This is a genomic window from Streptomyces sp. NPDC002306, assembly GCF_053593435.1.
Map to the genome: position 1 here is coordinate 122,690 of NZ_JBSFCK010000012.1, position 21,943 is coordinate 144,632.

At 72.3% G+C, this 21,943-nt stretch carries 22 protein-coding genes and 1 pseudogene; 17 read left to right on the forward strand and 6 right to left on the reverse strand.

Annotated features, from left to right (window positions below; all coding sequences use genetic code 11):
- Positions 1-11 precede the first annotated feature (11 nt).
- Positions 12-314 (reverse strand): urease subunit gamma, encoded by a 303-nt coding sequence (locus ACWCQK_RS23900; protein ID WP_354729446.1) that lies wholly within the window; start codon positions 312-314, stop codon positions 12-14.
- Positions 315-1,532: 1,218 nt separating this feature from the next.
- Positions 1,533-1,773, reverse strand: a pseudogene (locus ACWCQK_RS23905) (prevent-host-death protein); the annotation flags it as partial.
- A gap of 388 nt (positions 1,774-2,161) precedes the next feature.
- Between ACWCQK_RS23905 and ACWCQK_RS23910 the strand changes: the two are divergent.
- On the forward strand, positions 2,162-2,470 hold the full coding sequence (locus ACWCQK_RS23910; RefSeq protein WP_451158024.1) for a hypothetical protein: 309 nt from the start codon (positions 2,162-2,164) through the stop codon (positions 2,468-2,470).
- 556 nt (positions 2,471-3,026) lie between these two features.
- Positions 3,027-3,500 carry a C40 family peptidase gene (locus tag ACWCQK_RS23915; protein ID WP_451158026.1) on the forward strand — a complete coding sequence of 158 codons (474 nt, stop codon included), beginning with the start codon at positions 3,027-3,029 and terminating at the stop codon, positions 3,498-3,500.
- 75 nt (positions 3,501-3,575) lie between these two features.
- Here ACWCQK_RS23915 and ACWCQK_RS23920 read toward each other — a convergent pair whose 3' ends face one another.
- Positions 3,576-4,034, reverse strand: coding sequence for an ATP-binding protein (locus ACWCQK_RS23920; RefSeq protein WP_451158028.1), 459 nt, complete (start codon positions 4,032-4,034; stop codon positions 3,576-3,578).
- 209 nt (positions 4,035-4,243) lie between these two features.
- Here ACWCQK_RS23920 and ACWCQK_RS23925 point away from each other — a divergent pair, with 209 nt between their 5' ends.
- Together ACWCQK_RS23925 and ACWCQK_RS23930 are read left to right on the forward strand one after the other, a co-directional pair.
- The gene (locus ACWCQK_RS23925; protein WP_451158030.1) at positions 4,244-5,101 is read left to right on the forward strand and encodes a helix-turn-helix domain-containing protein; all 858 of its coding nucleotides are present in this window, start codon (positions 4,244-4,246) and stop codon (positions 5,099-5,101) included.
- A gap of 9 nt (positions 5,102-5,110) precedes the next feature.
- Positions 5,111-5,335 carry a DUF397 domain-containing protein gene (locus ACWCQK_RS23930; protein WP_451158032.1) on the forward strand — a complete coding sequence of 75 codons (225 nt, stop codon included), beginning with the start codon at positions 5,111-5,113 and terminating at the stop codon, positions 5,333-5,335.
- Between the two features lie 222 nt (positions 5,336-5,557).
- Here ACWCQK_RS23930 and ACWCQK_RS23935 read toward each other — a convergent pair whose 3' ends face one another.
- Positions 5,558-6,685: an 8-amino-7-oxononanoate synthase gene (locus ACWCQK_RS23935; RefSeq protein ID WP_451158034.1), complete on the reverse strand. Its 1,128-nt coding sequence runs from the start codon at positions 6,683-6,685 to the stop codon at positions 5,558-5,560.
- 147 nt (positions 6,686-6,832) lie between these two features.
- Between ACWCQK_RS23935 and bioB the strand changes: the two genes are divergently transcribed.
- The 4 genes from bioB to ACWCQK_RS23955 all read left to right on the forward strand — a co-directional run bounded on the left by bioB (position 6,833) and on the right by ACWCQK_RS23955 (position 11,078).
- Positions 6,833-8,068 (forward strand): biotin synthase BioB, encoded by a 1,236-nt coding sequence (gene bioB / locus ACWCQK_RS23940; protein WP_451158036.1) that lies wholly within the window; start codon positions 6,833-6,835, stop codon positions 8,066-8,068.
- Between the two features lie 37 nt (positions 8,069-8,105).
- Positions 8,106-9,386 (forward strand): adenosylmethionine--8-amino-7-oxononanoate transaminase, encoded by a 1,281-nt coding sequence (locus ACWCQK_RS23945; RefSeq protein WP_451158225.1) that lies wholly within the window; start codon positions 8,106-8,108, stop codon positions 9,384-9,386.
- 1 nt (position 9,387) lies between these two features.
- Positions 9,388-10,104, forward strand: coding sequence for a dethiobiotin synthase (bioD, locus tag ACWCQK_RS23950; RefSeq protein WP_451158038.1), 717 nt, complete (start codon positions 9,388-9,390; stop codon positions 10,102-10,104).
- A gap of 269 nt (positions 10,105-10,373) precedes the next feature.
- Positions 10,374-11,078 carry a class I SAM-dependent methyltransferase gene (locus tag ACWCQK_RS23955; RefSeq protein ID WP_451158040.1) on the forward strand — a complete coding sequence of 235 codons (705 nt, stop codon included), beginning with the start codon at positions 10,374-10,376 and terminating at the stop codon, positions 11,076-11,078.
- Here ACWCQK_RS23955 and ACWCQK_RS23960 read toward each other — a convergent pair.
- Both ACWCQK_RS23960 and ACWCQK_RS23965 read right to left on the reverse strand, forming a co-directional pair.
- A complete protein-coding gene (locus ACWCQK_RS23960; RefSeq protein ID WP_451158042.1) occupies positions 11,073-11,447 on the reverse strand; it encodes a fic family toxin-antitoxin system, toxin component in 375 nt (124 codons plus the stop codon). The genes ACWCQK_RS23955 and ACWCQK_RS23960 overlap by 6 nt on opposite strands.
- A gap of 4 nt (positions 11,448-11,451) precedes the next feature.
- On the reverse strand, positions 11,452-11,691 hold the full coding sequence (locus ACWCQK_RS23965) for a toxin-antitoxin system HicB family antitoxin (RefSeq protein ID WP_451158044.1): 240 nt from the start codon (positions 11,689-11,691) through the stop codon (positions 11,452-11,454).
- Between the two features lie 219 nt (positions 11,692-11,910).
- Here ACWCQK_RS23965 and ACWCQK_RS23970 point away from each other — a divergent pair, with 219 nt between their 5' ends.
- The 9 genes from ACWCQK_RS23970 to mug all read left to right on the forward strand — a co-directional run bounded on the left by ACWCQK_RS23970 (position 11,911) and on the right by mug (position 21,943).
- Positions 11,911-12,711 carry an ABC transporter ATP-binding protein gene (locus ACWCQK_RS23970; RefSeq protein WP_451158046.1) on the forward strand — a complete coding sequence of 267 codons (801 nt, stop codon included), beginning with the start codon at positions 11,911-11,913 and terminating at the stop codon, positions 12,709-12,711.
- Positions 12,712-12,714: 3 nt separating this feature from the next.
- Positions 12,715-15,282, forward strand: coding sequence for an ABC transporter permease (locus ACWCQK_RS23975; protein ID WP_451158048.1), 2,568 nt, complete (start codon positions 12,715-12,717; stop codon positions 15,280-15,282).
- Between the two features lie 332 nt (positions 15,283-15,614).
- Positions 15,615-16,040 carry a GNAT family N-acetyltransferase gene (locus ACWCQK_RS23980; RefSeq protein ID WP_451158050.1) on the forward strand — a complete coding sequence of 142 codons (426 nt, stop codon included), beginning with the start codon at positions 15,615-15,617 and terminating at the stop codon, positions 16,038-16,040.
- Positions 16,041-16,228: 188 nt separating this feature from the next.
- A complete protein-coding gene (locus ACWCQK_RS23985) occupies positions 16,229-17,623 on the forward strand; it encodes a hemolysin family protein (RefSeq protein ID WP_451158052.1) in 1,395 nt (464 codons plus the stop codon).
- The gene (locus tag ACWCQK_RS23990; RefSeq protein ID WP_451158054.1) at positions 17,620-18,633 is read left to right on the forward strand and encodes a hemolysin family protein; all 1,014 of its coding nucleotides are present in this window, start codon (positions 17,620-17,622) and stop codon (positions 18,631-18,633) included. Before ACWCQK_RS23985 ends, ACWCQK_RS23990 begins: the two co-directional genes overlap by 4 nt.
- Positions 18,634-18,762: 129 nt before the next feature.
- The gene (locus ACWCQK_RS23995) at positions 18,763-19,551 is read left to right on the forward strand and encodes an SGNH/GDSL hydrolase family protein (protein WP_451158056.1); all 789 of its coding nucleotides are present in this window, start codon (positions 18,763-18,765) and stop codon (positions 19,549-19,551) included.
- A gap of 6 nt (positions 19,552-19,557) precedes the next feature.
- Positions 19,558-19,899, forward strand: a complete 342-nt coding sequence (locus tag ACWCQK_RS24000) for a DUF4326 domain-containing protein (RefSeq protein WP_451158058.1) — start codon at positions 19,558-19,560, stop codon at positions 19,897-19,899.
- A 59-nt stretch (positions 19,900-19,958) separates the two neighbouring features.
- Complete coding sequence (gene purB / locus ACWCQK_RS24005) at positions 19,959-21,401, forward strand: adenylosuccinate lyase (RefSeq protein WP_451158060.1); 1,443 nt, start codon at positions 19,959-19,961, stop codon at positions 21,399-21,401.
- Positions 21,398-21,943, forward strand: coding sequence for a G/U mismatch-specific DNA glycosylase (mug, locus tag ACWCQK_RS24010; protein WP_451158227.1), 546 nt, complete (start codon positions 21,398-21,400; stop codon positions 21,941-21,943). Before purB ends, mug begins: the two co-directional genes overlap by 4 nt.

Genomic DNA, 21,943 nt, shown 5'->3' on the forward strand with positions numbered 1-21,943 from the left:
GGCCTCCCCCGTCAGACGATCGGATCGTGGACGGTGACGAGCTTGGTGCCGTCCGGGAAGGTCGCCTCGACCTGGACGTCGTGGATCATCTCGGGGATGCCCTCCATGACGTCGTCGCGGGTGAGCAACTTACGTCCGGAGGACATGAGTTCGGCGACGGTACGGCCGTCACGCGCGCCTTCGAGGAGGTGCGACGTGATGAGGGCGACGGCCTCGGGGTGGTTCAGCTTGAGGCCGCGGGCCCGGCGCTTCTCGGCGACGTCGGCCGCCACATGGATCAGCAGCCTCTCTTGCTCGTGCGGGGTCAGTTGCACGTCCCACCTCACAGTCCTCGCTCCGGACCGTGCGGGGTCCGGTTGCCGCTGCCCCTGGGCAAAAATCCCTGGTGGCGTGGATCGGCAGGCTAGTTGGAGCGAGTTTCGAGCAAGTTAACCGAGCTGTGACCAGAACGCCGATCCGGGCCACACCGGACCGGGAGACCGAGCGGGATCCGGAACGACGAACGGGACGGTGGTCAGGAGCGGTGAACCGGACGGTCGTCCGCAGCCGCGCACCGGTCGGTGGTCAGGAGCGGCGCACCGGTCGGTGGTCAGGAGCCGCGAACCGGACCGTGGCCCGCAGCGGCGAACCGGGCGGTGGTCCGGAGCCGCGTACCGGGCGGTGGTCAGGAGCGGCGAACCGTCAGGCTTCCGGGCCCGCGGCCCGCACGCTCGTCCACGAGGCAGCCGCGCGGCGGGCCGTGGCGGACCGGTCGGTCCACGGCGCGGTCGTGGTCACCGCCGACGGCCCCGAACCGCTGACGGCGTCGGCGGCGAGTCCGACTGGTCGCCCAACTGCTCCAGCAGGCGGCGGCCCGGCAGCCGTCCGCCGGCGGCGCCCCGCCGAGGACGGTGGACGTCGTACCCACCCCCGCGAGCGACCCGCGCGGCGCGGCCGTGCTGCCCCTGGTGCCGGGCAGGACAGCGGCCGGAGGGGCGGTGAACCTGCTCGGCCTGCATGGTGTCCGGGCCGTCGGGGCCCCGGTTGGCGGAGCCGCCCCGGTGGGTAGTGCGGCGACCTGGACCGCGCGCAGCCGACCCGGGGTCCTGACCGACGACCGGTGGACGGAGGGCGCACCCCTGGGCCTGGCCGTCCTAGCCGTCAGCGGCGCCGTCGCGGGGCTCGCCGCTCTCCTCGGCATCGCGGGTGTCGGCATCGCGGCGCGCGTGAAGATCCTGCTCGGCAACCCGTTCTCCGGTGCCGCCTCGGCGCCACGGATCACGCCGAAGCCGGTCGGCACGATCGACCGGTGGCTGCCGCCGGACGAGGGGGGCGACGCTGCCGCGCTCGGTGTCCTGCTGCGACGGCGTCGCGGCGGCGGGCCCCGCCCTCACGTCGACCCGGCGGGCGGCGCTGGGCCGAGGCCGAGGTGCTCGTCGACGGCCCGCTCAGGGCCCGCGCGACGAGCGGCGAGCCCGTCGCGGGGCGGGACCTCGCCCTCGCCGTCCGACCGGCCGCCCGCCGGCCCGTCGGCCCGTCGGCCCGTCGGGCGAGCCTTGCCCTCGGTGCTCCACGGCGATCCCGAAGCGCTGACGTCCGCGGGGAGCGGACGCCCCCTCGCGGAGCGCGGAGACCGGGCTGAGTCTCCTCCTCCGCGCGCCGGTCGACGAGCCGGCCGAGCGCGTCGAGTCGCTCCAGGCCCGCGAAGGGGACGCGGGCGACGAGGGGCCGGCCGTGACGGGCCATGGCGACGCGCTCACCGCCGTACACCACCTGGTCGATCAGGTCGGCGATCCAGGTCGGCCACGGCGCGGCGCGGCAGCTGTGACGTGGAGACGTTCCGCGTGGGCCGGGCCGGAGCCTGCGCCGCGCTCCCGCCCCGGGGCACGCGCGTGGCGCTCCGCCCGTCGGGCCTGCCCGCGCCCGCCGAGGGACAGGTGACCGATCTCGATGTCCGGACGGCGGACCTGGTACGCCCCACGCCGGCCCCTCATGGCCCTGCGGGCGGATCCGCTCGCTCGTCCACGGGGCGGGGTCCGCGTCGGTCCGTGCCAGGCGGCTGAGGACATCGAGCGTGACCGGCCCCTGGATGGGCCGGGCGCGCTGGAGTACGGCTTGGTGGACCGCGTCGTCGACGGCCGTGGCGTAGCGCGGACCACGCCCGGCGGGAGGTGGGCCACGGATGCCGCCACAGGAACTGCCACCGCTGCCGGCCCTGACCCGGGCGGAGGGCGAGTTGATCGACCGTTACCTGGAGGTGGCCGAGCTGCTCGGCCGCATCAACCCGGCACACCACGGGGACACCTATCGCGGACTGCGCGCCGCCCAGGCGCTGGTGGCGAAGGCGACCGCGCTGCGTGATGCGTTGGCCCTGATGCATCAGCGGGGCGAGGCCGAGCTGCACGCGCCCACGCTCGCGCGGGCGCTGCGCGTCCTGGACGGGGAGCGGCGCACGGCGCGCGTCACGGTGCCGTCGAGCTCCGACAGTTGACGCATTCACTGTCGGTCCGGGCATTCCGTCTCGTGCCCGGGGTGTCCGCGACAGGGCTCAAACGAACCAAATGGTGTACCCACTGTCGGCGTATCTGTACGTCCAATTTCGGGGCCCCCGCAGTTGCGCAACGCGCGTAGCTCCAGGGCGGGATGAAACGCTCCGCCGCTGGTCGGGGGCTCGTCGGTCGCCTGGACGGCGCATCGAACAAAGGGGTGTCCACCCGAACGGGTGAGTGGTGAGTAACAACACAAATCCCCGGTTCCGTTGGGATTTTCGGACACCTGTGAGTGAAGATCCCTGTCTGACGACAAGCCCCCGCCACCACGGCGGGGCGGTCCGGGCGGACGCCGAGTCCTGCCGCCACCCGGATGACCGGTCGACAGGAGTGCATCGGCAGGAATGGAGGACCCAGGCACGACGGGTTCGCCGGCACGGTCAAGCCATGACCGAACCGAGCGGCCCTTGGGGTGAAGCCGCGGCAACGCGGCCGGGCAACTTCGCCAGCCCGAATCCGACAGGTCATCCTTCACAGGCGGCTGACGAAGGGTTGCGCATGACTGCGCTCAATCGTGTCCCGTCGCTGATGGCCCGGGCCGGTACGGCCTCGGCGCTCACCATCGCCGCCATGGGCGGCTCGATCGTGGCTCCGGGCCTCGCCTCCGAGGCGGCGGCCGCCACACCCGCGACGAAGGCTCTCCAGATCGCGGCATCGAAGAAGGGCGCCCCGTACAAGTACGGCGCCACCGGACCGCGCAGGTTCGACTGCTCCGGGCTCACGCTCTACTCGTTCAAGAAGGCGGGCAAGAAGCTGCCCCGTACGGCGGCCCAGCAGTACAACAAGACCCACCACGTCGCGGCCAAGAACCGCAAGGCCGGGGACCTCGTGTTCTTCCACTCCGGCTCCAGCGTCTACCACGTCGGCATCTACGCCGGGAAGGGAAAGCTCTGGCACGCCCCGAAGACGGGCGATGTGGTGCGGTTGCAGAAGATCTGGACGAAGAGCGTCTGGTACGGCAGGGTCAGCTGATCCACCCGGTGCGGTGGCGGCGTCCTGACGCGCCGCCGCCGCACCGGGTTCCCGGCCGGGGGCGCGGCCGGGTCCTCAAGGCTCCTGCTGCCCCACCGCGGGCACCGGCTCGGCCGCGACGGTCCACGGGAGCTCGATGAGAACCGTCTTGCCCCCCTCACGGGTGGGACGGACGCGCAGCCTGCCGCCGCACTCAGCGGTGAGCCAGCGGATGATCACCATGCCCCGGCCGTTGTCCTGCTGGACGGCGGCCGGGAGTCGTTGGGGGAAGCGCGGATGGCTGTCGGTGACACCGATGCGCAACCGCTCGTCGCGGGCGAGGATGAGGTCCACCGTGAAGGTGGGCGACTGCCCGAAAGTGTGCTGGACGGCGTTGGTGGCGAGTTCGGAGACGATCAGCCGGATGGTGTCGGCCATCTCCACGTCCGCCGGCAGGCCCCACTCCCCGAGCGCGCTCGCCACGAAGGTACGGGCGGTGGAGACCGAGGCGGGATCGCTCGGCAGAGTGATGGATGCTTCCAGATGGTCTGCCATGGCGACGTCGTCCCTTTCCCACGGGACCGCAGTCCGACAAGGAGCGGATTCGAGTACGGTCCCGGACTGGTGCTTCTTCGCCAGACTGCCATCAGCGAGCCGGTCACGGTGGCGATCCACCAAGATATGCATATATCTGTCGCTCGAAGCGGTGAACTCTGCGACGGCAGACCGTATTTGGGCGGCACGGAAGGAGTAAGGAGTTTCCCATGCAGTACGGTCCCGCGGTGCGCCGCCGGAAACTGGGCGCCGAACTGCGCGCGCTGCGCGCCCGCACGGGTCTCACCAGTGGTGAGGCGGCCCGGCTGGTGGGCTGGCACCAGTCGAAGGTGAGCCGGATCGAGACCGGCGCCAGCGGGGTGAAACCGGCCGACGTGCGGTTACTTCTGGACGCCTACGGTGTCGCCGAGGCCGGACTACGGGAGTTGCTGCTGGTACTGGCGGGTTCCCACGACGGCAGCCGCGACCACTGGTGGCACGCGTACCGTGGCGTGCTGCCGCCCACCTACCGGGATTTCATCAGTCTGGAGTCACAGGCGAGCGCGATGCGCACGCTAGAGACGTCCGTGGTCCCGGGGCTGCTGCAGACGCCCGAGTACGCCCACGCGGTGACACGGGCGGCCGTGGAGGGGCTGGAGGAGGAACGGCTCGACGCGCTCGTGGAGGTGCGGCTGGCCAGGCAGGACGTGCTGCGCGCGGATCCGCCGCTGAAGCTGACCGCGGTCCTGGACGAGGCGGTGCTGCGCCGGGAGGTGGGTGGCCCGGACGTGATGACGCGGCAGCTGCGCCGGCTGGTGGAGGCGGGGCGCCTGCCCCAAGTGCGGCTGCAGGTACTGCCGTTCCGCGCGGGCGCACACATCGGTATCACCGGGCCTTTCGTTATCTTGTCATTTCCGAGCACTTCTGATCTGGATGTGGTTGTTCTCGACCACATGACGAGTAGCCTCTACCTCGAACGGAAAGAAGACCTCCAGGCTTACTCGGAGGCCTTCAACACCCTTCAGATGCACGCCCTTTCACCCGAGGACTCGTTGGATTTCATCGCCGGGATAGGTGACGGCGCGTAAGGAGGCACCATGACTGCACTGCCTCGGAACGTACCTTCCGCTACTCATCCGCACGACGTGCGGTGGCTGCGCAGCAGCTACAGCACAGGAGCGAACAACTGCGTCGAGACGGCCCGGCCGGCCTCAGGGCCGTGGGCCGGGCTGCTCGCCGTGCGCGACTCCAAGGATCCGGCCGGACCCGCGCTGCTCTTCTCCCCCGAGAGCTGGGCGGAATTCACGGCCGCGTTCCACTGATACCGGCCCGGCCCTGTCCGCTGACGCCGGCCCCGTCCGCCGGTACCGGTTCCTGCCCGTCGGCTCCGGTTCCTGCCCGTCGATTCCGGTCCACTCCGCCCAGTTCCGGTCCACTCTGATCGATTCTGATCCGCTCTGATCAGCGCCAATCAGCTTCCCTCGCCGGACGGTCGGCGGCGGAGAGGTGACGCATCGTGCGACACACGGCCGTGTCACGCCGACTCATGGTCGTGTCTCGCCGATCACCCGTACCGCGTGGGCGATCCGGTCCTCGGTGAGGTCCGCGCGGGCGGTCACCCGCAGCCGCGAGATGCCGTCGGGCACGGACGGCGGCCGGAAGCACCCCACCACGACACCCGCCGTCCGGCAGTCGGCCGCCCAGCGCAGGGCCGCTTCCGGGGACGGCGCCCGTACGGAGACGACCGCGGCGTCCGGCCGTACCGCCTCCAGACCCATGGCGGTCAGGCGGGCGTGCAGCTCGCCGGCCACCGCGCGGGCGCGGGCCGCCCGCTCCGGTTCGCGGCGCAGCAGCCGCAGGGCCGCCAGGGCGGCGCCCGTCGCCGCGGGGGCCAGGCCCGTGTCGAAGATGAACGTCCTGGCCGAGTTGACCAGATGGTCGATCACCCGCGCGGGCCCGAGCACGGCGCCGCCCTGGCTGCCCAGCGACTTGGACAGGGTGACCGTCGCGACGACGTCGTCCGCGCCCGCGAGTCCCCCCGCGTACGGCGCTCCGCGGCCGCCGTCGCCCAGCACCCCGAGCCCGTGCGCGTCGTCGACGACCAGCCCGGCGCCGTGGGCACGGCAGGCCAGGGCGAGCGCGGCCAGCGGGGCGGCGTCGCCGTCGACCGAGAAGACCGTGTCGGAGACGACGACGGCGGGCCCGTCGTGCGACTGGAGCGCCTTGCGCACGGCGTCCGGTTCGGCGTGCGCGACGACCTGCGCGGTGCCGCGGGCCAGCCGGCAGCCGTCGATCAGCGAGGCGTGGTTGCCCGCGTCGGAGACGATCAGTGAACCGTGCGGAGCCAGCGCGGTGACCGCCGCGAGGTTGGCCGCGTAGCCGGAGGAGAAGACGAGCGCCGCCTCGAAGCCGCAGAACGCGGCGAGTTCCCGTTCGAGCTCGGTGTGCAGTTCGGTGGTGCCGGTGACGAGCCGGGACCCGGTGGCGCCGCCGCCCCAGGTCCGGGCCGCGCGCGCGGCACCCTCGGCGACCTCGGGATGGTGGGCCAGGCCCAGGTAGTCGTTGCTCGCGAGGTCGAGGAGCGTCGTGTCGGCGGGGCGCGGGCGCAGGGTCCGTACGAGCCCGGCGCGACGGCGGAGTTCCGCCTGCTCGTCGATCCAGCCGAACGCCATGGGTCCTCCGGGGATTTTGTAGGCAGTGGACAGACACTAGCGGGATGATCAGCGGGCCAGGATGTGGCAATCCACACACCACGAAGTGCCTCTGTTGTACGAACTCTCCTTGGCCCGAAGCACGTCCTTACGACAGGATCGGCTCTCATGGACCTGCTGAACACGCTGGTGGACAAGGGGCTTCGGCGCGAGCTGCCGAGCCGCGAGGAAGCACTCGCCGTACTCGCCACCGCCGACGACGATCTGCTCGATGTGGTGGCCGCGGCCGGCAAGGTGCGCCGGCAGTGGTTCGGCCGACGGGTGAAGCTCAACTATCTCGTCAACCTGAAGTCCGGACTGTGCCCCGAGGACTGTTCCTACTGCTCCCAGCGGCTCGGCTCCAAGGCCGAGATCCTCAAGTACACCTGGATCAAGCCGGACGAGGCGTCCCAGGCCGCGGCGGCCGGTCTGGCCGGGGGCGCCAAGCGGGTCTGCCTGGTGGCCAGCGGCCGCGGCCCGACCGACCGGGACGTGGACCGCGTCACCGACACCATCAAGGCGATCAAGGACCAGAACGAGGGCGTCGAGGTGTGCGCCTGCCTCGGCCTGCTCTCCGACGGTCAGGCGGAGCGGCTGCGCGCGGCCGGCGCGGACGCGTACAACCACAATCTCAACACGTCCGAGGGCACGTACGCGGACATCACGACGACGCACACGTACGCCGACCGGGTCGACACCGTGCACAAGGCGCACGCGGCGGGGCTGTCGGCCTGCTCGGGGCTGATCGCCGGTATGGGCGAGAGCGACGAGGACCTGGTCGACGTGGTCTTCTCGCTCCGCGAGCTCGACCCCGACTCCGTTCCGGTGAACTTCCTGATCCCGTTCGAGGGCACACCGCTGGCCAAGGAGTGGAACCTCACCCCGCAGCGCTGTCTGCGGATCCTGGCGATGGTGCGGTTCGTCTGCCCGGACGTCGAGGTGCGCATCGCGGGCGGCCGCGAGGTCCATCTCCGTTCGATGCAGCCGCTCGCCCTGCACCTGGCCAACTCGATCTTCCTCGGGGACTACCTCACCAGTGAGGGCCAGGCGGGCAAGGCCGACCTGGACATGATCGCGGACGCCGGCTTCGAGGTGGAGGGCGCCGACCAGGTGACGCTGCCCGAGCACCGGGCGGGCGGCTGCCACGAGCACGAGGGAGCCGGCGTCTGCGGCTCCGCCGGCTCGGCACCGGGCGAGGGCGCCTGCGGCTCCGGACGGGCCGAGGGCGGCTGCGGTGCCACCGGCTCCGGACAGGCCGACGGCGGTGGCGGTGCCACCGTCCCCGCGCCGGTCAACGAGCCGCGTCCGGACCTCGTCGCGGTACGCCGCCGGGGCACCGGTACGGACCTCGCGCCCAATGCCTGACCTGCCGATGGCCGGCCTGGCGAAGCCCGCCCTGTCCATGCCCGGCCTGAGCGTGCCCGAACTGCTCGACCTCGACCGGCGCCACGTGTGGCATCCGTACGGCCCGATGCCGGGCCGTACGGAGCCGCTCGTCGTGGCCTCGGCGAACGGGGTGCGGCTGACCCTGGCGGACGGCTCGGGCGAACTGGTCGACGGCATGGCGTCCTGGTGGTCCGCCATCCACGGCTACAACCACCCGGTGCTCAACGCGGCCGCGCACGAGCAGCTGTCACGCATGAGCCATGTGATGTTCGGCGGGCTCACCCACGAGCCCGCCGTGCGGCTGGCGAAGCTCCTGGTCGACATCACCCCGGCCGGTCTGGAGCATGTGTTCCTCGCCGACTCCGGGTCGGTGTCGGTCGAGGTCGCGGTCAAGATGTGCCTCCAGTACTGGCGTTCGCTGGGCCGTCCCGAGAAACACCGGCTGCTGACCTGGCGCGGCGGTTACCACGGCGACACCTGGCAGCCGATGTCCGTGTGCGACCCGGAGGGCGGGATGCACGAGCTGTGGACCGGGGTGCTGCCGCGCCAGGTGTTCACGGACGCCCCGCCGGCCGAGTACGACGAGTCGTACGCCGACCGGTTGCGCGCGGCGATCGAGGCCCACGCGGGAGAACTGGCCGCGGTGGTCGTCGAGCCGGTGGTGCAGGGCGCCGGCGGGATGCGCTTCCACTCCCCCGCGTATCTGCGGGTGCTGCGCGAGGCGTGCGACGCGCACGACGTGCTGCTGGTGTTCGACGAGATCGCGACCGGGTTCGGCCGTACGGGAGCCCTGTTCGCTGCGGAGCACGCGGCGGTGTCCCCGGACGTGATGTGCGTGGGCAAGGCGCTCACCGGCGGCTATCTGACCATGGCGGCGACGCTGTGCACCGCGCGGGTGGCCGAGGGCATCTCGCGCGGCGAGGTGCCGGTGCTCGCGCACGGTCCCACGTTCATGGGCAACCCGCTGGCGGCGGCCGTGGCCTGCGCCTCGATCGACCTGCTGCTCGGCCAGGACTGGCGGGCCGAGGTCAAGCGGATCGAGACGGGGCTGCGGGAGGGCCTGGAGCCGGTCTCCACGCTGCCGGGGGTGAAGGACGTGCGGGTCCTCGGTGCCATCGGGGTCGTCCAGCTCGACCATCCGGTGGACATGGCGGCGGCCACCCGGGCCGCGGTGCGCGAGGGCGTGTGGCTGCGGCCGTTCCGCGACCTGGTGTACACGATGCCGCCGTACGTCACGGGAGACGCGGACGTGGCCCGGATCGCACGCGCGGTGTGCGCCGCGGCGCGGGAGGGATGACATGCCGGTACTGGTGATCACGGGCACGGGCACGGAGGTCGGCAAGACCGTGACGACGGCGGCGGTCGCCGCCGCCGCGGTCGCGGCCGGCCGCTCGGTGGCCGTGCTGAAGGCCGCGCAGACGGGGGTACGGCCGGACGAGCCGGGCGACGCCGACGAGGTGGCGCGGCTGGCCGGCGCGGTGACGGCGACCGAACTCGCCCGCTATCCGGAGCCGTTGGCGCCGGGGACGGCGGCGCGGCGGGCCGGGCGGACGCCGGTGCGTCCGCACGACGTGGCCGACGCGGCGCAAAAACTGGCCACGGAACACGACCTGGTGCTGGTCGAGGGCGCGGGCGGACTGCTCGTGCGGTTCGACGCGGACGGCGGGACGCTGGCGGACGCGGCCCGCCTGCTGCGGGCGCCGGTGCTGGTGGTGGCGTCGGCGGGCCTGGGCACGCTCAACACCACCGAGCTCACGGCACGTGAACTGCGCGCCCGGGAGATCGAGATGCTGGGTGTGGTGATCGGCAGCTGGCCGAACTCCCCCGACCTCGCGTCACGTTGCAATGTGGCGGATCTGCCGGTCGTCGCCGGAGCGCCGCTTCTCGGGGCGCTCCCCGCCGGCGCGGGCGCGTTCACACCGGCCGACTTCCGCGCCGCCGCGCCGAGTTGGCTGGCGCCACTCCTGGACGGGACGTGGGACGCGGCGGCGTTCGGGGAGCGGGAGGCGCTGTAGCCGCCCGGGGGGACGACGGCTTGCGGCCGCGATCTTGTCCGGGTCCGGCGCCGGGCTCGGGTTCGGGTCCGGCGCCGAGTTCGGGCTCGCGCTCGGGTTCGGGCCCGGTGCTGGGAGCCGGTTCGCTGGTGCGGGACTTCGTCGCGTAGGCCGTCCGGGGCCGGGGCCGGTAGGGCCGAGCGGGTGGCGGCCCCGGGCGCCGATGCGGGTGCGGCGCGGCCTCGCGGGGGACACTCACCGTAAGGTCCCGTCCGGTCCGGGAGGTCGCCATGCCCGCACGGTCCGTCGTCCGCTCCGACAAGGTGGCTCGGGATGCCGTCCACCATCCGCTGTTCGCCCGCCGCTACGCCCGGTTGAGCGTCGTCGCCGAGACCAGGTTCGGCGTGGGCGGCGTACGCGACCGACTGCTGGCCGGGTTGTCGGGGCGCGTGATCGAGATCGGCGCGGGCAACGGCCTGAACTTCGCCCGCTACCCGCGTACGGTCGCCGAGGTCGTCGCGATCGAGCCCGAACGTCTGCTGCGGCGGGCGGCGGTGGAGGCGGCCCTGCGCTGCGAGGTCCCCGTGGACGTCGTCCCGGGCGCGGCGGAGGCGCTGCCCGTCAAGAGCGAGGCGTTCGACGCGGTCGTGCTCTGTCTGGTGCTGTGCAGCGTGCGCGAGGTGCCGCGCGCCCTCGCCGAGGCCCGGCGGGTGCTGCGGCCCGGTGGCCAACTGCGGTACTTCGAGCACGGCCGGGCCGGTGACCGGGCGATGGCCACCGTCCAGCAGGCGCTGGACCGCACGGTGTGGCCGACCTTGAACGGCGGCTGCCACCTGTCCCGGGACCCGGTCGCCGCGGTGCGTGCCGCCGGGTTCGAACTCGGCCCCCACCGGCGCCTGTCGCTGCCGGAGAAGGGGCCCCGGCTGCCCACCTCGTCCTGTGTGCTGGGCACCGCGTGGCGCCCCGCCGCGGCCGCCGGACCGGGCGCTTCATAGGCTCCATTGCCGCAGTTCGCGCGCGATGTCGTCGACCGAGGCCTCGCCGCTCTTCACCAGCCGGGCCAGGTCGCGGACCTGCTCGGGCGAGGTGACGACCTTGAGGCCGCTGGCGATGAGGTAGCCGTAGGCGACCGCCGAGGCGAACAGGGCGTTGGAGCGCTCCAGCGCCGGCACGTGGATGAGGACTTGGAGCAGCGCCGCGCCCCGCGCGTACGGGGTGTCGTACACGGGGACGTCGAATATGTCGGCCTGGTGGCGGGCGACGGCGGCGACGAGGGCTCCCCAGTCGGTGACCTGGGGATCGCCCGGTGTCTTCTGTTCGGCGAGCATGAGGAGCCAGGCCAGGTCGATCCGGACGTTGTTCAACGGATCAGCCGCGGCCTTCGCGGGGCTTCCCGCCGTCCACACCGAACTCCTCGGCGAACACGGTCTCGTACTGCTTCATGAAGTCGGCGGCGGCCTCCACGAAGGTGTGGCCCGCCTCCCCGGCGTCCTGCCGGACGAGTTCCTCGATGTAGCGGTTGACGCTCATGCCACGGGCCAGGGCGCGTTCACGGGCCGCGCGGGCGGTGCCCTCGTCGACGCGTACGTTCAGCTGGGTCTTCGCCATACCTCGACGCTAGCGCCGGAACGCTAGTAGCGGCAAGGGCCACCGCAGGAACGTTTCCGTCTCCTCCACCGGGTGGAGAGTGCCCCTTACACCGGTATCGGGGGCCCGACCTGGGGCGGAGAGGGCCTCGACCCCAGGGGGGATACCGGGTGTGCGGCCGGTCACACTAGTCTCGGCCGGGACGACGAGTCGGTACGTCCATGCGAGCGAGGAGGAGCCTTGTCCACACCTGCTGCGGAGCACGCCCCCGGCCGGGCATCGGCCGACGGGATCGCGGCCCGCGCCCGCGGTCTGACCAAGGCGTACGGCTCGGGCGAGACGGCGGTGCTCGCCCTGGACTCGGTCGACGTCGACATCGCGCGCGGCCGTTTCACCGCGGTCATGGGGCCCTCGGGCTCCGGGAAGTCCACGATGATGCACTGCCTCGCCGGGCTCGACACCGTCTCGGCCGGACAAGTGTGGCTCGGCGACACCGAGATAACGGGGTTGAGGGACCGCGAGCTGACCCGGCTGCGCCGGGACCGGATCGGCTTCATGTTCCAGTCGTTCAACCTCATCCCGACGCTGAGCGCGGCCGAGAACATCACCCTGCCCATGGACATCGCGGGCCAGAAGCCCGACCAGAAGTGGCTGGACCAGGTCATCGACACCCTCGGCCTGCGCGACCGGCTCGGGCACCGGCCGTCCCAGCTCTCCGGCGGCCAGCAGCAGCGTGTCGCCTGTGCCCGCGCGCTGGCCTCCCGCCCCGAACTGATCTTCGCCGACGAGCCGACCGGCAACCTCGACTCCCGCGCGGGGCTCGAAGTGCTCGGCTTCCTGCGCGAGGCCGTCGACAACCTCGGCCAGACGGTCGTCATGGTCACCCACGACCCCGGCGCCGCCGCCCACTCCGATCTGGTCCTGTTCCTCGCGGACGGCAGGATCGTGGACGAGATGGAACGGCCGTCGGCGGAGGCCGTGCTCGAACGCATGCGCCTGTTCACCGGAGCGGTCCCCCAGAACCCCGGCAAGGAGAACTGACCGGTGCTCAAGGCGACACTGCGCAGCTTCCTCGCGCACAAGGGGCGGCTGCTGCTGTCCGCGCTGGCGATCGTGCTGTCCGTCGCGTTCGTCGCGGGCAGCCTGATCTTCTCCGACACGGTCACCCGTACGTTCGACCGGCTGTTCGCGTCCACCTCGGCCGACGTGACGATCGAGCCGAAGCAGGACCTCAAGTCGGCCGTGCCGACGGGCGCGGTCCAGACGCTGCCCGCGTCCCTGGCGGACCAGGTGGCCGGGGTCGACGGCGTCGCGTCGGCCCACTCGGACGTGGGCGTCGAGAACATCACGGTCGTCGACAGCGGCAACAAGTCGGTGGGACCGACCACGGGCGCGCCCACCATCGCGAGCGACTGGTACCTCACCGACCGCAGTCCGGTGAAGCTCACCTCGGGCCACGCCCCGCACGGCGCGGCCGAGGCCCTCCTGGACGCGGACACCGCCGCCAAGAAGCACGTGAAGATCGGCGACACGCTGACCGTGATGGCGCAGCCCGGCAGCTTCAAGGTCGAGATCGTCGGCATCGCCACCTTCACCACCACCAACCCGGGCGCGGCGCTGGTCTTCCTCGACCCGGAGACCGCAGCCGACCAGCTGCTGGGCTCCGCGGACCGTGCGACGGGCATCTCGGTGGACGCGGCGCCGGGCGTGAGCGACGCCGAGCTCAAGCGCCGGATCGGTTCCGCGGTCGGCACCGGCGCCTACGAGGTGCGCACCGCCGACGAGCAGGCCAAGTCGGCCGCCGCCGACCTCGGCGGGTTCCTGGACGTCATCAAGTACGTCATGCTCGGCTTCGCCGGGATCGCCGTGCTGGTCGGGGTCTTCCTGATCGTCAACACCTTCTCGATGCTGATCGCCCAGCGCACCCGCGAGCTGGGCCTGCTGCGCGCGCTCGGTGCCGACCGGCGCCAGGTGCGCCGGTCCGTGCTGACCGAGGCGGTACTGCTCGGGCTGGTGGGCTCGACGCTGGGGCTGGCGGCCGGGATCGGGCTCGCGGCCGGCCTGATCAAGCTCATGAGCGCGTTCGGCATGAACCTGAAGACGACGGAGATGGTGGTCGGCTGGGCCACCCCCGTGGCGGCGTACGTCGTCGGCGTCGGCGTCACCTTCGTGGCCGCCTACCTCCCCGCCCGGCGCGCGGCGCGGGTGTCGCCGATGGCGGCCCTCGCGGACGCCGACATCGCCGGGGTGGGCCGGCCGCTGAAGGTGCGCGCGGTGGTGGGCTCCATCGTCGGAGCGGCCGGCGTGGCCGCGCTGGTGGGCTGCGCGACGGCCGGCAAGACGGCCTCGGCGGCCTCCCTGCTGGGCCTCGGCGTCGTACTCACCCTCCTCGCGACCGTGATCGCGGGCCCGCTGCTGGTGCGTCCGGTGATCCGGGTGCTCGGCGGCGCCTTCCCCGCTTTGTTCGGGTCCATCGGCCGGATGAGCCAGCGCAACGCACTGCGCAATCCCCGCCGTACGGGCGCCACGGCGTCCGCGCTGATGGTGGGCCTCGCGCTGGTCGGCGGGATGTCGGTGGCCAGTGCCTCCATGTCCAGCTCCTTCGACCAGCAGATCGACAGGACGCTGGGCGCCGACTTCGTGATCCAGAACAGCAACTTCGTGCCGTTCTCGCAGGAGGTCACGGACAAGGTCCGCGGCACCGAGGGCGTCGGGCTCGTCGTACGGCAGCGGTTCGCGCCGCTCGCGCTACGGCTGCCGGACGGCAAGCGGGTCGAGACGACCGCGGCGGGCTACGACGCCCGGGTGGACGACGTCGCCCATGTGACGTACACCGAGGGCGACTCGGCGGCCGCGCTCGCGGACGGCAGCGTCGGCATGGAAGCGGGCTTCGCCAAGGATCACGGCGTACGGGTCGGCAGCGTGCTCCCGGTGGAGTTCCCGGGCGGCCGTACGACCGAACTGAAGGTCGCCGCCCTCACCGACCAGGAGTCGGCCGGCGGGTTCGGCACCCAGGGCGGGCTGTTCCTCGGCATCGGCACGGTCGAGAAGTACGTCCCCGGCGGCCAGGACTCCTCGCTGTACGTGAACGCGGCGTCCGGCACCGACGCCGACCGGCTGCGCCCCGTGCTGGAGAAGGCGCTCGACCCGTATCCGCAGGTGCAGGTCCGCGACCAGGCCGACTACAAGAAGCTGGTCCACGACCAGATCTCCGTACTCCTCTACCTCGTGTACGCGCTCCTCGGGCTCGCGATCGTGATCGCGGTCCTCGGCGTGGTCAACACCCTCGCCCTGTCGGTGGTCGAGCGCACCCGCGAGATCGGGCTGCTGCGCGCCATCGGCCTGGGCCGGCGGCAGCTGCGCCGGATGATCCGGCTGGAGTCGGTGGTGATCGCGGTGTTCGGCGCGGTGCTGGGCCTCGCGCTGGGGCTGGTGTGGGGTGTGTGTACCCAGCAGGTGCTGGCGTTGCAGGGCATGAAGGTGCTCACGATCCCGTGGGGCACCATCGTCGGGGTCATGATCGGCTCAGCGGTGGTCGGCGTGGTGGCGGCACTGCTGCCGGCCCTGCGCGCCTCCCGGATGAACGTGCTGACGGCCATCGCCCACGAGTGAGACGGACGGACGGGCGGTGCGCCTGGCGATCCCGGGGCCGGGTCCGGGAATCGCCGGGCACGGGGGATCGCCAGGCCGGGGTCCCGGGATCGGCCGGCATCCCCGGACCAGGCCCCTTTACGAGGCCCCCCTGCCCCGCGTAGCGGACCGAGCCCGTCCGAACCGAGCCCGCCGTCCCCGACCGCGGACCCGATCCGGATTCAGCGGCACCGGTCCGGACGGGCCCCCTCCGGAGGTGGCCGGCCGGCGCGGGCCGGTTCTGAGGCACTCGTCCAGGTGTCCGGATGGTGGAATCTCGCGCCCCGTACCGTCCCCCGTGATGCGATCAGCGTATGACCGACCTGCGGATACGGGCCGCGGCGCCCGACGACGTCGACGCCGTGCTGGGCTTCTGGGCGACGGCCGCCGAGGGCACGAGCATCAGCGACGACCGGGACGGCGTGGAACGGCTGGTGACCCGCGACCCCGAGGCGCTGATCCTCGCCGAGCAAAACGGCGAGCTGGTCGGCACGGTGATCGCGGGCTTCGACGGCTGGCGCTGCCATCTGTACCGGCTCGCGGTGCATCCGCGGCGACGGCGGCAGGGCATCGGCGCGGCACTGCTGGCCGCCGCCGACGAGCGGTTCGCGCGACTCGGCGGACGCCGTGCCGACGCGATGGTGCTGACCGGGAACGAGACCGCGCACCATGCCTGGCGGGCGGCGGGGTACACGCCCCAGGAACAATGGCGGCGCTGGGTGAAGCCGCTCACCGACTGAACGCCTCCCCGGCCCCAGAGGTTTCTTTGCCCGTCCTTTACCATTGGGGAACACTCCGGTTCTGCGATGAACCGGTCGTCCGACGACATCGATGAAAGGTGTGAGCGTCCGCCCATGGGCGAGCCTCCCAGTACGCGACATCGCGCGATCCTCCCTGCCCTGCCGGATCATGGGACGGAGGTGACCTGATGACCGAAGTGCTCCTCCTGCTGCTGGCGATCCTGCTCGCCGTCGCCTGTGGTGCCTTCGTCGCCGCCGAGTTCTCGCTCACCACGGTCGAGCGCAGCGAACTGGAACGCGCCGTGGAGCGCGGCGAGCGCGGCGCGGCAGGTGCCCTGAAGGCGGTACGGAACCTGACGTTCGAGCTCTCCGGGGCGCAGCTCGGCATCACGGTCACCAACCTGGTCGTCGGCATGCTCGCCGAGCCGTCGGTCGCCAAACTGCTCGCGGGCCCGCTGAAGTCCCTCGGCGTCTCGGCCGCGGCGGCGAGCTCGGTCGCGCTGGTCCTGGGCACGGCCATGTCCACGGTGGTCCTGATGGTCGTCGGCGAGCTGGTCCCCAAGAACTGGGCGATCTCCTCCCCGCTGGCCGTCGCCAGACACGTGGGCAACGCGCAGCGCTGGTTCAGCGCCGCCTTCCGGCCCTTCATCACCCACCTCAACAACACGGCGAACCGCATCGTGCGCCGCTTCGGCATCGAGCCCGCCGAGGAGCTGGCCTCCGCGCGCGGCCCCCAGGAGCTCGCGGCCCTCGCCCGGCACTCCGCCCGGCAGGGCGCCCTGGAGGCGGACACCGCCGAGCTGTTCGTCCGCACCCTGAACCTCGCCGACCTGAGCGCGGAGAACGTGATGACGCCCCGCGTCCAGGTCATCGCCCTCAACGTCCAGGCGACCTGCGAGGACATCGCGAACGCCACCCGGGCGACCGGCCTGTCCCGGTTCCCGGTGTACCGGACCAGCCTGGACGCGGTGGTCGGCATCGCGCACATCAAGGACGCGCTCACCGTGCCGGCGGAGCGCCGGCCCCGGGTGCCCGTCTCCGAGATCATGCGCGAGCCGCTGCTCGTACCGGAGTCGCTGACCGTCGACCGGCTCCTCGACCGGCTGGGCGGCAAGCGCACCATGGCCGTCGTGATCGACGAGTACGGCGGCACCGCGGGTGTCGTGACCCTGGAGGACATCGTCGAGGAGGTCGTCGGCGAGGTCCGCGACGAACACGATCCGCACGAGACCCCCGACCTGGCCCCGGCCGGCACCGACGCGGACGGCCGCGCCGTCTACTCGGCGGACGGCGCCGCCCGCACCGACCAGCTCGCGCGCGTGGGCCTGCGGGTGCCCGAGGGGCCGTACGAGACGCTGGCCGGTCTCGTCGCGGCCGAACTCGGCCGCATACCGGAGGTGGGTGACGGCGTCGAGGTGGCCGGCTGGCGCCTGGACGTGGTGGACGCGTCCGGGCGGCGGGCCGCGCGCGTGCTGCTGCACGCGCCGCGCGACGCCGACGACGGCGGGAAACACGAAAAGGGCGCGAAGGGCGCGAGGGATACGAAGAGGGATACGAAGGACGAGAAGGAGGCGGACCGATGACCGCGTTGCAGCTGCTGATCGGTTTCGCGACCCTGATCGTCAACGCCTTCTTCGTCGGGGCCGAGTTCGCGCTGATCTCCGTACGCCGCAGCCAGATCGAGCCGTACGCCGAGCAGGGCGACCGGCGGGCGAAGAGTGTGCTGTGGGGCCTGGAACACGTGTCCGCGCTGATGGCGGCCGCGCAGCTCGGCATCACCCTGTGCACCCTGGTGCTCGGTGTGGTCGCCGAGCCCGCGATCGCGCATCTGCTGGAGCCGGTGTTCCACGCGCTGGGCGTGCCGACGGGCGCGGGACACGCGGTGTCCTTCGTGATCGCCCTGACCCTGGCGACGTACCTGCACATGCTCCTGGGCGAGATGGTGCCCAAGAACATCGCGCTGGCGGAGCCGGTGCGCAGCGCCCTGCTGCTCGGTCCGCCGCTGGTCACGCTGTCCCGGGCGCTGCGCCCGGTGATCTTCACGATCAACGCCTTCGCGAACGTCCTGCTGAAGTTGTTGCGGATCGAGACCAAGGACGAGGTGGCGGCGTCGTTCTCGGACGCCGAACTCGCGCAGATCGTCAGGGACGCCGGTGCGGCGGGCCTCATCGACGACCGCGCGCGGGAGCGCCTGAACGACGCCCTGGAGCTGGGCCGCCGGCCCGTACGTGACGTCGTCCTGCCGCTGGAGGGCGTCGTCTACGCGCGCGTGGGCGTCACTCCGGAGGAGCTGGAGGGACTGGCGGCCGAGTCGGGGTTCTCCCGCTTCCCCGTCGTCGACGAGGGCCGCCGGATCGTCGGCTACCTGCATGTGAAGGACGCCCTGGACACCTCGCCGCGGGACATGCCGTTCCAGCTGCGGGACATACGGCCCATCGCGCGTGTGCGGGAGAACACACCGCTGGACGACGTCCTCACCGCGATGCGCGGCAGCCGTACACATCTGGCCGCCGTGACCGGTGACGACGGCCGGCTGTCGGGCCTGGTGACCATGGAGGACGTGCTGCGGGAGCTGTTCGGACAGCGGACCTGAGCGGACGCTCACGGAGCGGCCCGCGGGGGCGCGGGGGCGCCGCGCAGGGGCCGCCGAAGGGGCGGAGCCGAGATCGAGGAGAGGCCGACCGACCGACGGGTATGGGTGCGGGATACCATCTCTGACGCCATGCAGACGAATTCCACACCCATGTACACCAGCCTGGTCGCGGTCGGCGACTCCTTCACCGAGGGCATGTCGGACCGGCTGTCCGACGGCTCGTACCGAGGCTGGGCCGACCTCCTCGCGGCCCGGATGGCCGCCCGGACCCCCGGATTCCGGTACGCCAACCTCGCGGTGCGCGGCAAGCTGATCGGCCAGATCGTGGACGAGCAGGTGCCCGTCGCCGCCGCGATGGGCGCCGATGTCATCACCCTGGTCGGCGGCCTCAACGACACCCTGCGCCCCAAGTGCGACATGGGGCGGGTCCGGGGCCTGCTGACCGAGGCGGTCGAACAGCTCGCCCCGGCGTGCAAGCAGCTCGTGCTGATGCGCAGCCCCGGCCGGGAGGGTCCGGTCCTGGCGCGGTTCCGGCCGCGTATGGAAGAACTGTTCGACTGTGTCGACGAGCTCGCCGCGCGGCACGGCGCGGTCGTGGTCGACCTGTACGGGGCGCCCTCGCTCGGCGACCCGCGACTGTGGGACGTGGACCGGCTGCACCTCACGGCCGAGGGGCACCGCCGGGTCGCGGAGGCGGTGTGGCAGCAGCTGGGCCACGAGGCCGAGGACGCCGAGTGGCGGACCCCGATCCCGGCCACCGCCCCTCCCGGGTGGGTGGACCGGCGGGTGGCGGACGCGCGGTTCACCCGGCAGTACCTGCTGCCGTGGATAGGCCGCCGTCTGACGGGCCGCTCCTCCGGCGACGGCCTCCCGGCCAAGCGCCCCGAGCTGCTGCCGTACGAGAACCCGGTGGCGTAGAACGCCGTGAGCACCCGGGTGATCAACCTCAGGGGGCGTATCCACGACTTCGGCCCACGGCTGGAGGACGCCCCCGGGGACGTCGTCTACGTCGGCCGCCGGTGGACGCTGGGCGGCTGGAACCTGCCCCGGCACCCGCTGTGCAATCCGTTCGCGTACGACACCGCGACGAGGAAGCGGGACGGATCGCGGACCGAGGTGATGACGATGTACCGGGCGTATCTGCTGGAACGCCCCGAGCTGCTGGACCGCGTGGTGGAGCTGCACGGCAGGACACTGGCCTGCTGGTGCGCTCCGCAGCCCTGCCACGCGGACGTGCTCGCCGAGCTCGCCGACGCGCTCTCGTAGCTTCCGACGAATACCCCTGTGGCGCTGGCCTGCATGAATCGCCAGTACAATTCGTCCACGTGACTTCAGCGCCCGCCAAGCCCCGCATCCCGAACGTCCTCGCCGGACGCTACGCCTCCGCCGAGCTCGCCACGCTCTGGTCGCCCGAGCAGAAGGTGAAGCTGGAGCGTCAGCTCTGGCTCGCCGTGCTGCGGGCGCAGAAGGACCTCGGGATCGAGGTGCCGGACGAGGCGATCGCCGACTACGAGCGTGTGCTCGACACCGTCGACCTGGCCTCCGTCGCCGAGCGTGAGAAGGTCACGCGGCACGACGTGAAGGCCCGGATCGAGGAGTTCAACGACCTCGCCGGGCACGAGCACGTGCACAAGGGCATGACGTCCCGCGACCTCACGGAGAACGTGGAGCAGCTCCAGATCCGGCTCTCGCTGGAGCTGGTGCGCGACCGCACGGTGGCCGTCCTGGCCCGGCTGGGCAAGCTGGCGGGCGAGTACGGCGAGCTGGTCATGGCCGGTCGCTCGCACAACGTGGCCGCCCAGGCCACCACCCTCGGCAAGCGCTTCGCGACGGCCGCCGACGAGCTCCTCGTCGCGTACGGCCGGGTCGAGGAGCTGCTCGGCCGCTATCCGCTGCGCGGCATCAAGGGTCCGGTCGGCACCGCCCAGGACATGCTGGACCTGCTCGGCGGCGACTCGGCGAAGCTCGCCGAGCTGGAGGACCGGATCGCCGGGCACCTCGGCTTCGCGCAGGCCTTCACCTCGGTCGGCCAGGTCTACCCGCGCTCGCTGGACTACGAGGTCGTCACCGCGCTGGTGCAGCTGGCGGCGGCGCCGTCGTCGCTGGCGAAGACGATCCGGCTGATGGCCGGGCACGAGCTGGTGACCGAGGGCTTCAAGCCGGGCCAGGTCGGCTCGTCCGCGATGCCGCACAAGATGAACACCCGCTCCTGCGAGCGCGTCAACGGCCTGATGGTGATCCTGCGCGGCTACGCGTCGATGACCGGCGAGCTGGCGGGCGACCAGTGGAACGAGGGCGACGTGTCCTGCTCGGTGGTGCGCCGGGTCGCGCTGCCGGACGCGTTCTTCGCGCTGGACGGCCTGCTGGAGACGTTCCTGACGGTGCTCGACGAGTTCGGCGCGTTCCCGGCGGTCGTCGCGCGTGAACTGGACCGCTACCTGCCGTTCCTCGCCACCACCAAGGTGCTGATGGGCGCCGTGCGCGCCGGTGTCGGCCGGGAGGTCGCGCACGAGGCCATCAAGGAGAACGCGGTGGCCTCGGCGCTGGCGATGCGGGAGCGGGGCGCCGAGCGCAACGAACTCCTCGACAAGCTCGCCGCCGACGAGCGCATCCCGCTCGACCGCGCGCGGCTCGACGCGCTGATGGCGGACAAGCTGTCCTTCACCGGCGCGGCGGCCGCCCAGGTGAGCACCGTCGTGGCCCGTGTCGAGGAGATCGTGAAGCAGCGTCCGGAGGCCGCGGGGTACACCCCCGGAGCGATCCTCTGACCCGCTTCACCCGGGCGGAACTGGAGGCCGCTCGCGACCGCCTCGTACCCGACGTGGTCGCGGACGGCCTCCAGGTGCTGTTCTGCGGGATCAACCCCGGGCTGATGACCGCGGCGACGGGCCACCACTTCGCCCGTCCCGGCAACCGCTTCTGGCCGGTGCTTCACCTGTCCGGGTTCACGCCGAGGCTGCTGCTGCCGAGCGAGCAGGACGAGCTGCCGTCGTACGGGCTCGGCATCACGAACGTGGTGGCGCGGGCGACGGCGCGGGCCGACGAGCTGAGCGCCGAGGAGTACCGCGAGGGCGGCCGGCTGCTGGCCGCGAAGGTGACGCGGCTGCGGCCGCGCACGCTGGCGGTGGTGGGCGTCACCGCCTACCGGGCCGCGTTCGACGACCGCAAGGCCGGGGTCGGCCCGCAGGAGCGGACGATCGGGGACACGCGCGTGTGGGTGCTGCCCAATCCGAGCGGGCTCAACGCCCACTGGACGGCGGCGACCATGGCGGACGAGTTCGCCCGGCTGCGGGAGGCGGCGCGGGGCTGA